We start from the raw sequence: 10323 nt of genomic DNA on the forward strand, positions 1-10323 counted from the left end.
CGCCGGCCGGATATCCCGGCACACCCGTTCCGCCAGCCCGCGGCAGGCGAAGAACAACCCATCGCCCCCCTTTCATCCAGATGGCAGTCGGGCGTGGCCATCGACCGGCAGCGCTCAGCGGCGTGCAGCATTTCCGCCACGGTCAGCATGCCAACGGCGGCACGCTTCGCGCGTGCCATCGCGGATGCGCTTGAGGCATCCCCAGAATGCGCATCCACGCATGGCGTGGATCTACTTTCGCCTGAGGACAATCGCTGCGATGACGGCTGCGATGCCGACCGGGATCAGGACGACCGCCAGAAGAATGATCCAGTGCCAAATGCTGAAGCCCCCCATGTCCCAACTCCTTGTAGGAAACGACGAATGCTAGCAAACGCGATTGCAGTCATTTCCCGATACAGTTCAAGCATCGCGCAGCGCCGTAGCATACGTGCAGGCTTGCCGAATCGGCCGACGCCTTGGCCTTGGCGTTATGCTCGGCACTTTCCCAGGATGGGCCGCTCCATGCGCTTGATCGTGCTGTCGCTGTTGTTGTCCGCTGTCTCCGCCGCGCCGTTGATGGCCGCCGAGCCGGCACCGTCCGCACAGGCCGCCGCCGCAACCCCGCTGGTCATCGGCGAGACCTTCACCATTGAATCGAAGGCGCTGGGCGAAACCCGCCGCATCAATGTCTACCGCCCGCAGCCGTGGGGCCTGGACCCGAAGGCGGCGTTGCCGGTGCTGTACATGGCCGATGGCGGCATCGGCGAGGACTTCCTGCATGTGGCCGGGCTGGTGCAGGTGCTGAGTGGCAACGGCAGCATGCGTCCGTTCCTGCTGGTAGGCATCGAGAACACCGAGCGCCGCCGCGACATGACGGGCCCCAGCAGCGACCCGCAAGACCAGAAGATCGCGCCCCGCATCGGCGGTTCAGCGGCCTACCGCAGCTTCCTGCGCGATGAACTGATGCCGCAGGTGCGCCAACGCTACCCGACCACCGACGAGCGCGCGCTGATCGGTGAATCGCTGGCCGGCCTGTTCGTGGTCGAGACGCTGCTGCAGGAGCCGACACTGTTCAACAGCTACATCGCACTGGACCCCAGCCTGTGGTGGAATCGGGGCACGATGTTGGCCGCTGCGGCCAAGCAGTTGCCGGCGGTGACGCGTGCGCAGCCGCGCGTGTTCCTGGCCAGCAGTGGGCAGCTGGAGCTGGCTGCGTCCGCCGCGCAGTTGGCCACGCTGCTGCAGCAGGCGTCGCCGTCGCCGCTGGTGAAGTACCTGCCGCTGCCGGAGGAAACCCACGCCACGATCTATCACCCAGCCGCCTTGCAGGCGCTGCGCACGCTGTTCCCGGCACCGCCGCCGGCGTCGCCCTGATCCGGCGTGGCACTGCACCGCATGACGTGTGAGGATGCGGTAGCGGCGCCACCTGAGGGCGTCGCCCGCAACGGGAGAGCGTGGATGCAGCGTGTGCGTGGATGGAGTGTGGCGGCCTGCCTGGCCGTGGGTGGCTGTGCGATGTCGGTGGCACCACCGGCAACGCAGAGTGACGCGAAGGAAAGCGCGGCAACGGCGGTGCCGGGCGTAGTGCTGCCGGATACCGAAGCGCTGCGCGTACATGACCCGGTGGGGCGCGACTACCCGATCTGGGTGGCGCTGCCGGCCGACTATGCGGCGCATCCGGAAAAGCACTATCCGGTGCTGTACGTGACCGATGCGCTGTACAGCTTCCCGCTGGTCCGCAGCGTGCGCAATCTGGTGGGGCAGCAGGGCGTCAACATCGAGAATTTCATCCTGGTCGGTCTGCCGCCGCAGGAAGGCCTGACTTCAAAGCAGAGCCGCTCGCGCGACTACACGCCCAGCAATCCGGCGCGCACGGTCGATGGCTATTACAGTGATGACGTCACCTACGGCGGTGCGGCACATTACCGCGATTTCCTGGCCGCACAGGTGCTGCCGATGGTCGATGCGCGTTATCGCACCGATCCCGCCCGGCGCATGTTCGCTGGTCATTCCTATGGCGCGCTGTTCGGTGCCTATGTGCTGACCACACAACCGGACATGTTCAGCACCTACATCCTGTCCAGTCCTTCGCTGTGGTTCGACCAGCTTCTGCTGCCGCGCATGCAGGATGCCGCTGTGGTTCCGGCTCAGCCTACGCGCGTGCTGCTGTCGGTGGGCAGTTACGAGACGGACAAGCCAGGGCCGCGTTATTCCACCGGCAATGACATGCTGAAGCAGACCGCGGACTTCGCTGCCCAGCTGAAGCGCACGGGGCGCAAGTTGAAGGTGGACAACGTGGTGATTGACGGCGAGGACCATCTTACGGTCTACCCGCAGGTGATCACTCGCGCACTGCTGGAGGTGATGCCGGGTGAAGGGCCGTACACCGGCGGTTGATGGAGGGCTGCATCCACGTATTGCGTGGATCTACCGGTGGTGTTGACGTGGATCCATGCCGAAGAGAAACGGAATCAGTAGATCCACGCCAGGCGTGGATGATTGCCTCAGGCCGCGCTGGCGTGCGGCGGCGGTATCAAGGTGGCATCTGCTGCATGGCGGAAACACAGGCGGATGGCATCGAGCAGCTCGCTCATGCTGTACGGCTTGGGCAGGAAGTGGATGCCGGCGCGCAGCTGCGGCAGCACGCGGTGCTGGTCCATGCCGGAGGTGACCAGGATCGGCAGCTGCGGCAGGTGCTCACGCACGCGGTTGGCGGTTTCGATGCCGCTGATGCCGCCCAGGCAGACGTCGGTGAACAGCAGGTCGAACGGTTCACCGGCGTTGAGCAGGCCCAGCGCGGCCTCGGCGCTGCTGACAGCGGTGACCTGGCAGGCCTGGCTTTCCAGGGCGAGACGACTGAGTTCCTGGGTTTCCTCGGCGTCCTCGATCAGCAGGACGCGCGGTTCCACAAAGCGCTTGGACAGCAACATGACGCGGCAACTCCGGACAACAAGGGGAGCGAAAGGCGCGCAAGTATGCGCAAGCCAGTAGTGATCCCGGCGTGCACGGCAAGCTAAGTGGGCGTTACAGCTGTCCGCGTCGCTGGCGGCGCACGTGCCAGGCCAGCATCGCCACCGCCAGCAGCGCGGTGCCGATGCGCAGGCTGGTGGCCTGCCAGCCGAGCGCGACGGCGTCGTCAAGGCTGAACACATTCCAGGCCAGGTTCATCGAAACGTGCAGGACCAGGCCGCACCACAGGGTGTCACCGTCGAGGTGGTCGAGCCAGGCGAAGATGAAGCCGCCGAGGGCGATCACCGCGCCGACGAACAGCGCGATGCCGCCACCGTCGAACCCACCGAAGCCCAGCCAGTGCACCATGCCGAACAGCAGCGCCTGCGGCAGCGCGAGCAGCGGCCACGGACCACGCACGATCTTCACCAGCAGCACGAAGCCCAGGCCGCGGAACAGCACTTCCTCGGCCAGCGGGAACAGCACGCCCAGCATCGTGGCATCCAGCGTGGTCAACGCCGTGTTCGGGGTACCGAGCAGCGCCAGGCCCAGCCAGCACGGCAGGCTGGCCAACAGCACCCACATCGGGCCTCCCCAGCCATTTCCGCGCAGCCCGAGGCTGGCCGACAGACCCATTCCACGGGGCCGCAGCAGTGCGGCCAACAGTAGTGCCGCCAGCACCGCCAGCGCATTGTCCAGCAGGCTGCCGCCGTAGGGCATGGGCAGGGCAGGAATCGGAGTCCCTGCGGCCGCGGCGATATCGCGCAGGTTCAGGCCCAGGCCAACGCCCAGCAGGACCAGCAGCAGGCGCGCGGTGGTGGGCAGGCGGGACAACGCGGTCATGTACGCACTCCCTGCGGAACAGGGGCCCAGTGTGTGCGACTGCCGCCGCATCGGCGCGCGTCGGAAGTCCCTGTGCCATCGGTCATGCGTTGCCGCACAGTCATCACCGCACAGGTACAGTCGATGCAGGACCGACAGGAGCAATGCCGATGCTGTGCCCCGTGTGCAAGACCCAGACCCTGCAGATGGCCGAACGCCATGGCATCGAGATCGACTATTGCCCCGGCTGCCGGGGCGTGTGGCTGGATCGTGGTGAACTGGACAAGATCATCGAGCGTGCCGGTGCCGGTGCCGGTGCGGCCGTGCCGCCGCCCGCGCCTGTACAGCAGCATCCGGCATCCTCTCCGCCGCCGGTGATGCACCGTGATACCCGCCACTTGGGCCAGCGCTACGAGGACAATCGGGGCCATGGATACAAGAAAAAGAAGAAGGACAGCTTCCTGTCGGAGCTGTTCGATTTCTGAGGCGCTGTAGAGTCGAGCTTGCTCGACTGGCTCTTGTTACCAATAGTCGAGCAAGCTCGACTCTACATGGAGCGCGTGATCACGGCCGCCGCAGGATGAACTCGCGGTCGTGGGTGCCGCCGACGATGAAGTCGTACTCGCCAACCTTGCTGCAGCCGTAACGCGCATAGAAGCGCTGTGCGCCGAAATTCTCTTCCCACACGCCCACCCACAGGGTGCGGCGCTGCGGCTGGTCCAGCCAGGCCATGAACGCGTCCATCAGGCGTGCACCGTGGCCGTCGTTCTGGTGTGCGGCCAGGATGTAGAACCGCTTAAGTTCGATGTCGCCCTCGCGTGCATTCGTGTGCGGCAGGGTGTTGGCACCGGCGGCCAGATAGCCGACCACGGCGTCACCGTCCATCAACAGCCAGATGGCACTGCGTGGATCGGACAGTTCGATGCGTTGCGGTTCGCTGCTGTAGTGCGCCTGCAGGAAATCCTGCAGCTCCTGCGGCGGATACGAGTCGCCCCAGGTTTCGTTGTAGGTGGCAATCGCGATGGCCGACAGCGCGTCGACGTCGGCAAGGGTGGCGCGGCGGATCTGCAACGACATGGCGGTGCCTGCATTGGAACGTGGCGCAGTGTAGCCGGCCCCGGCGGCTGCCGGGGCTGGCCATTGCTCACGAACTGCTGCTCAGAACCACATGCGCACGCCGGCCACCCAGCGTGTGTCGCGTGCGTGGTCACCGGCGTAGTCGGCGGTGTCACCAAACGTGCGTTCGTGGCTGATGCCGATGTAGGGCGCGAAGCGGCGGCTGAACTCATAGCGCAGTCGCAGCCCGGCTTCGACCTTGTTCAGGCCACGACCGATGCCGTACTCCTTCTCGTCCTTGGCCGCGACGGTGGCTTCCAGCAGCGGCTGCAGGATCAGGCGGTTGGTCAGCAGCACGTCGTACTCGACTTCAGCCTTGGCCAGCACCTGGCCGCCGGAGCCCATGTACAGCGTGGCCGAGCTCTCGAACTTGTACGGCGCCAGGCCCTGGATACCGACGGCCGCCCATGTGCGCGAGTCGGCCGGGCGGAAGTCCTGGCGCACGCCGACCAGCACGTCCCACCATGGCGACACGCTGCGGCCATACAGTGCTTCCAGTGACGACGATTCGGTGCGGCCACGGCTGCGTTCGCCATCGGTGCGCAGCCACAGACGGTTGATGTTGCCGCCGATCCAACCGGTCGCCTCCCAGGCCTGACCATTGCTGCTCTTGCCATCCCAATGTTCCAGACGGTCGATCAGCAGCAGGCTGTTGATCTCTGGCGCATGCTCCATCGCACCGTGTGCGATGGGCGGGAAGGCCGCGGCGCGGTCGGCGTCGGTCGGCACCGGGATGGGTTCGCGCGGTTCGGTCGGTGCAGGCGATCCGTGGTCCATCGCGGCGTGGTCCATCGTGGAATGGTCCATCGTCGCCGGCTGCCTCGCGCCATGATCCATCTTCGAGTGATCCATGGCTGAGTGGTCAATCGCGCCCGAATCCATCTTCGAATGATCCATCTTCGAATGATCCATCTTCGAATGATCCATCTTCGAATGATCGACAGGTTCGACCGGCGTCTTCGCGGTTTTCGCGGGCGGATCCATCGCGGCCATGTCATGACCAGCGTGCGACTGCGCGAACACGGGCAATGCAGCGGCCAGGCCCAGGGCCAGTAGGCTGGGGGAAAGCAGTGAGCGGCTCATTCTTCGATCCTCACTTCGCGCATCATGCCCGCTTCCATGTGGTACAGCAGATGGCAGTGGTAGGCCCAGCGGCCGAGTGCATCGGCGCGCACGCGATAGCTGCGGCGGGTGCCCGGCGGCATGTCGATGGTGTGCTTGCGCAGCTGGAACTCGCCCTGTGCGTTTTCCAGATCGCTCCACACGCCGTGCAGATGGATCGGGTGCTGCATCATGGTGTCGTTGACCAGCACGATGCGCATGCGCTCGCCGTAGTTCAGCTGCAGTGGTTCGGCGCTGGCGAATGGGATGCCATCGAACGACCAGGAGAACTTCTCCATGTGTCCGGTCAGGTGCAGCTCGATCTCGCGGTTCGGCTCGCGGCCATCCGGGTCTTCGAACAGGCTGCGCATCGCGCCGTAGGTCAGCACCTGGCGGCCGTTGTCGCGCAGGCCGATGCCGGGGTCGTCCAGCTTCGGTTCGGAGGCCGAGCTCTGCATGTCCACCAGCGGGTTGTTGCGTTCGCTGGCAGGGTGCTTCGGTGCCTTGCTGGCGGCATCGCCGCCGCCGTGCGCGCCGTGGCCCATGCTGGCGCCGCAGCCACCTTCCATGCTTTTCATCGCGGCCATGTCGTGACCGCCGTGGCCACCACTGCCCATGTCGTGACCCATGTCGCTCATCGTCAGCAACGGACGTGGGTCGCGCGCGGGAATCGGTGCCTGCAGGCCATGGCGAACCGCCAGTGTTCCGGCGGCGTAGCCGGTGCGGCCCATGTCCTGGCAGAAGATGGTGAAGGCGTCCTGGCCGCTCGGTTCGACGATCACATCGTAGGTTTCGGCCGGGGCGATGCGGAACTCATCGATGCTCACCGGGTGGATGTACTGGCCGTCGGCAGCGACCACGGTCATCTTCAGGCCAGGAATGCGTACGTCGAAGTAGGTCATCGACCCGCCATTGATGAAACGCAGCAGCACCTTCTCGCCGCTGCGGAACAGGCCGGTCCAGTTGCCGGCCGGGGCGGTGCCGTTCATCAGGTAGGTATAGGTGTGCGCGTTGATATCGGAGATATCGGTGGGCGTCATCCGCATCCGGCCCCACATGCCACGGTCGGACAGCGCCGCCGACCAGCCGTCGCGTTTCGCGTCGCGCAGGAAGTCGGGCAGGGTGCGCTTGTAGTAGTTGTCGTGCTCGGCCAGCTTCTTCATGCGGCGGAACAGCGCGCCCGGGTCCATGTCGGTCCAGTCCGACAGCATGATCACGTGCTCGCGGTCGTGGTGGTACGGCGCCGGTTCGGCCGGGTCGATGATCAGCGCGCCGTACAGACCAGCCTGCTCCTGGAACATGGAGTGGCTGTGGTACCAGTAGGTGCCCGACTGCTTCAGCTCGAAGTGGTAGTGGTAGGTCTCACCAGGGCCGATGCCGTTGAAGCTCAGGCCGGGCACGCCGTCCATGTTGGCGGGCAGCAGGATGCCGTGCCAGTGGATCGAGGTCGGGTGGCGTTCCAGCGTGTTGCGCACGAACAGGTCGACGGTCTGGCCTTCGCGCCAGCGCAGGATCGGTGCCGGCAGCGAGCCGTTGACGGTGATCGCCGGGCGGGTGCGGCCGGTGAAATTGGCGAGCGATTCGCCGATGGCCAGTTCGATGCGGGTGTCGCTGAGCACGGCGGGGGCGCCGGCCAGCCGTGGGGCGGCCGTGGCGGCGGCGAGCGCGCGCTGCGGCACGCCGACAGCGGCGATGCCGGCAACCACGCCGCCGGCGGCCAGGCCCTGCACGAACAGGCGGCGCGACGGCATGGGCACAGCGCCCGGACCGGGGGGAATGCGGGTATTCATGGTGGTGACTCCAGACACGTAAAGACGCCGGCAGGCGGCCGGCTGCGGTGCGCAGGGCGCACGATGCGTGTGGAATCAGCCGATGGGAGGACGCGAGATCGGCGGCAGCGGCGGCGCCGGGCGGCCAGTGGCCGGCATCGGCTGCGGGGCCAGCGACAGCGCCGGGCCGGCCATGACCGGCAACGGCAGCACTACCAGCAGCGGGTGCTGGGCACAGCTGCGCACGCAGTCCTTGATCTGGCAATGAGCGTCATGGGCGGGGGCCTTGGCCTGCGGAGCCTCGTCGGCCTGCATGCCGGCGTGGTGGTGGCAGTCGGCGGTGCCGCCATCAACGACAGCGGCTGCGGCGTGGGCCATCCGGCCCATTTCCTCGTGACCGCTGGCCATGGCCGCGTTCAGCCCGTTGAGCAACAGGCTGAGCATGAGCACGACACGGAGCAGGGTCGAGGCCAGGGACATGACGCTAATCTAGCTGCAAGCGGGCGCGGATGCACTTCCGGCTGAATGGCCGGTTCAAGGTTGGACCAGCACCAATGTAGAGCCGCTACCCTTCTTCGCGCACGATCTCCACCAGGCGCGGGCCGTAGCGGCTCAGCTTGGTGCCACCGATGCCGCCGACCCTGGCCAGTTCATCCAGGCTGGTCGGGCGCTGTTCGGCGATGTTGCGCAGGGTGCTGTCGTGGAAGATCACGAAGGCCGGCACGTTCTGCTCGCGCGCCAGCTCGGCGCGCAGGCCGCGCAGGGCGTTGAACAGGGCCAGATCCTGCGGCAGCACCGACAGCCCGGTGCGCTGTGCGCTGCGCTCGCGCCCGCTGGTACTGCTGGCCGGATCGCGGCGCATGCTGATCTGGCGGCGGCCGGTCAGCACGTCGCGGCTGGCATCGGTCAGGCGCAGGCCACCGTGGCCCTCGCTGTCCACTTCCAGCAGGCTGGCGGCGACCAGCTGGCGGAACACGCTGCGCCAGGTGCGCGCGTCGAGGTCGCGGCCGATCGCGTAGGTGCTGAGCTTGTCGTGGCCCTGCTGCTTCACCTTCTCGTTCTCGCTGCCGCGCAGGACATCGATCAGGTGGCCGACGCCGAAACGCTGGCCACTGCGGTAGACGCAGCTCAGTGCCTTCTGCGCCGGAATGGTCGCGTCCCACGAGGCCGGCGGCGTCAGGCAGTTGTCGCAGTTGCCGCAGGGCTGGGGATAGGTCTCGCCGAAACCGGCCAGCAGCACCTGGCGGCGGCACTGCATGGATTCGCAGTAGCCCAACAGGTGGTCCAGCTTGGACCGCTCCAGCTGCTTGCGCTCTTCGCCGGCTTCGGACTGCTCGATCATCTGCTTGAGCAGCACCACGTCACCCAGGCCGTAGCACAGCCAGGCCTCGGCGGCCTCGCCATCGCGGCCGGCGCGACCGGTTTCCTGGTAGTAGCCTTCCATCGACTTGGGCAGGTCGGTATGCGCGACGAAGCGCACGTCCGGCTTGTCGATGCCCATGCCGAAGGCGATGGTGGCGCACATCACGATGCCATCCTCGCGCAGGAAGCGGCGCTGGTTGTTGGCGCGCACCTCCGACGGCAGGCCGGCATGGTAGGGCAGGGCGTTGAAGCCCTGGCCGTTGAGGAATTCAGCGGTCTCTTCGACCTTGCGCCGCGACATGCAGTAGACGATGCCGGCCTCGCCGCGGTGGCCGCGCAGGAAATCGGTCAGCTGCTTGCGGGCGTTGTCCTTCTGCACCACGGTGTAGCGGATGTTGGGGCGGTCGAAGGAGCTGACGAAGTGGCGTGCTTCCTGCAGATCGAGGCGCTCGGCGATCTCGCGCTGGGTCGGCGGATCGGCGGTGGCGGTGAGCGCGATCCGCGGGATCTGTGGCCAACGCTCGTGCAGCACGGTCAGCTGGCGGTACTCGGGGCGGAAATCATGGCCCCACTGCGACACGCAGTGTGCTTCGTCGATGGCGAACAGGGCGATCTGGCTGCGCGACAGCAGCGACAGGAAGCGGCCGGTCAGCAGGCGCTCGGGGGCGACATAGAGCATGTCCAGCTCGCCCGCGAGCAGTTCGCGCTCGACGCGGCCGGCGGTCTCGGCGTCCAGGGTGGAATTCAGGTACTCGGCACGCACGCCGAGCTGGCGCAGGGCTTCGACCTGGTCCTGCATCAGCGCGATCAGCGGCGAGATGACGATGCCACAACCGTCACGCAGCAGGGCCGGCACCTGGTAGCAGAGCGACTTGCCACCGCCGGTGGGCATCAGCACCAGGGCATCATGACCGGCAGCTACATGCTCCACGATGTCCTGCTGGGGACCACGGAAATCGTCGTAACCAAAGACGCGTTGGAGCAGGTCGTGCGCGGGACGGGAAGCCATCCGGCTAGTTTACCCCGGCGGGGGTGTCTCGGCAGGGCTGCGCCCTGCACCTGCTACAAGCCAGAGCAACCTCAAAGGCAACAGCTGGCTCTGGGGTGATCCGTGGGTTGGCGGGGGGGGGGGGGGGGGGGGGGGGGGGGGGGGGGGGGGGGGGGGGGGGGGGGGGGGGGGGGGGGGGGGGGGGGGGGGCGCGGGCGCCGAGACCCCCCCCCC

Annotated in this window: 10 protein-coding genes; 3 read left to right on the forward strand and 7 right to left on the reverse strand. The window is 66.9% G+C overall.

The window, feature by feature from the left end:
* The first annotated feature begins 504 nt into the window (after positions 1 to 504).
* Positions 505 to 1356, forward strand: a complete 852-nt coding sequence (locus V3B48_RS04305) for an alpha/beta hydrolase-fold protein (protein WP_329893261.1) — start codon at positions 505 to 507, stop codon at positions 1354 to 1356.
* 84 nt (positions 1357 to 1440) lie between these two features.
* Entirely contained in the window at positions 1441 to 2379 is a 939-nt protein-coding gene (locus V3B48_RS04310) for an alpha/beta hydrolase-fold protein (RefSeq protein WP_329893262.1), read from the forward strand.
* A gap of 107 nt (positions 2380 to 2486) precedes the next feature.
* Here the strand turns inward: V3B48_RS04310 and V3B48_RS04315 are convergent, their stop codons facing one another.
* Together V3B48_RS04315 and V3B48_RS04320 are read right to left on the reverse strand one after the other, a co-directional pair.
* Entirely contained in the window at positions 2487 to 2912 is a 426-nt protein-coding gene (locus tag V3B48_RS04315; protein ID WP_032128520.1) for a response regulator, read from the reverse strand.
* A 94-nt stretch (positions 2913 to 3006) separates the two neighbouring features.
* Positions 3007 to 3774 (reverse strand): CPBP family glutamic-type intramembrane protease, encoded by a 768-nt coding sequence (locus V3B48_RS04320; RefSeq protein WP_329893263.1) that lies wholly within the window; start codon positions 3772 to 3774, stop codon positions 3007 to 3009.
* Positions 3775 to 3923: 149 nt separating this feature from the next.
* On the opposite strand from V3B48_RS04320, the gene V3B48_RS04325 reads away from it, so the two are divergent.
* On the forward strand, positions 3924 to 4238 hold the full coding sequence (locus V3B48_RS04325; protein ID WP_032128518.1) for a zf-TFIIB domain-containing protein: 315 nt from the start codon (positions 3924 to 3926) through the stop codon (positions 4236 to 4238).
* Between the two features lie 79 nt (positions 4239 to 4317).
* Here the strand turns inward: V3B48_RS04325 and V3B48_RS04330 are convergent, their stop codons facing one another.
* The 5 genes from V3B48_RS04330 to recQ form a co-directional block, all read right to left on the reverse strand.
* Positions 4318 to 4830, reverse strand: coding sequence for a GNAT family N-acetyltransferase (locus V3B48_RS04330; protein WP_329893264.1), 513 nt, complete (start codon positions 4828 to 4830; stop codon positions 4318 to 4320).
* An 81-nt stretch (positions 4831 to 4911) separates the two neighbouring features.
* On the reverse strand, positions 4912 to 5952 hold the full coding sequence (locus V3B48_RS04335; protein WP_329893265.1) for a copper resistance protein B: 1041 nt from the start codon (positions 5950 to 5952) through the stop codon (positions 4912 to 4914).
* Positions 5949 to 7760, reverse strand: coding sequence for a copper resistance system multicopper oxidase (locus tag V3B48_RS04340; RefSeq protein ID WP_329893266.1), 1812 nt, complete (start codon positions 7758 to 7760; stop codon positions 5949 to 5951). Before V3B48_RS04340 ends, V3B48_RS04335 begins: the two co-directional genes overlap by 4 nt.
* Before the next feature lie 75 nt (positions 7761 to 7835).
* Positions 7836 to 8219 carry a CopL family metal-binding regulatory protein gene (locus V3B48_RS04345; RefSeq protein ID WP_329893267.1) on the reverse strand — a complete coding sequence of 128 codons (384 nt, stop codon included), beginning with the start codon at positions 8217 to 8219 and terminating at the stop codon, positions 7836 to 7838.
* A gap of 85 nt (positions 8220 to 8304) precedes the next feature.
* The gene (gene recQ, locus V3B48_RS04350; RefSeq protein ID WP_329893269.1) at positions 8305 to 10110 is read right to left on the reverse strand and encodes a DNA helicase RecQ; all 1806 of its coding nucleotides are present in this window, start codon (positions 10108 to 10110) and stop codon (positions 8305 to 8307) included.
* Positions 10111 to 10323: the final 213 nt, after the last annotated feature.

This window comes from Stenotrophomonas sp. SMYL20 (assembly GCF_036320045.1).
Lineage (GTDB): Bacteria > Pseudomonadota > Gammaproteobacteria > Xanthomonadales > Xanthomonadaceae > Stenotrophomonas > Stenotrophomonas maltophilia_A.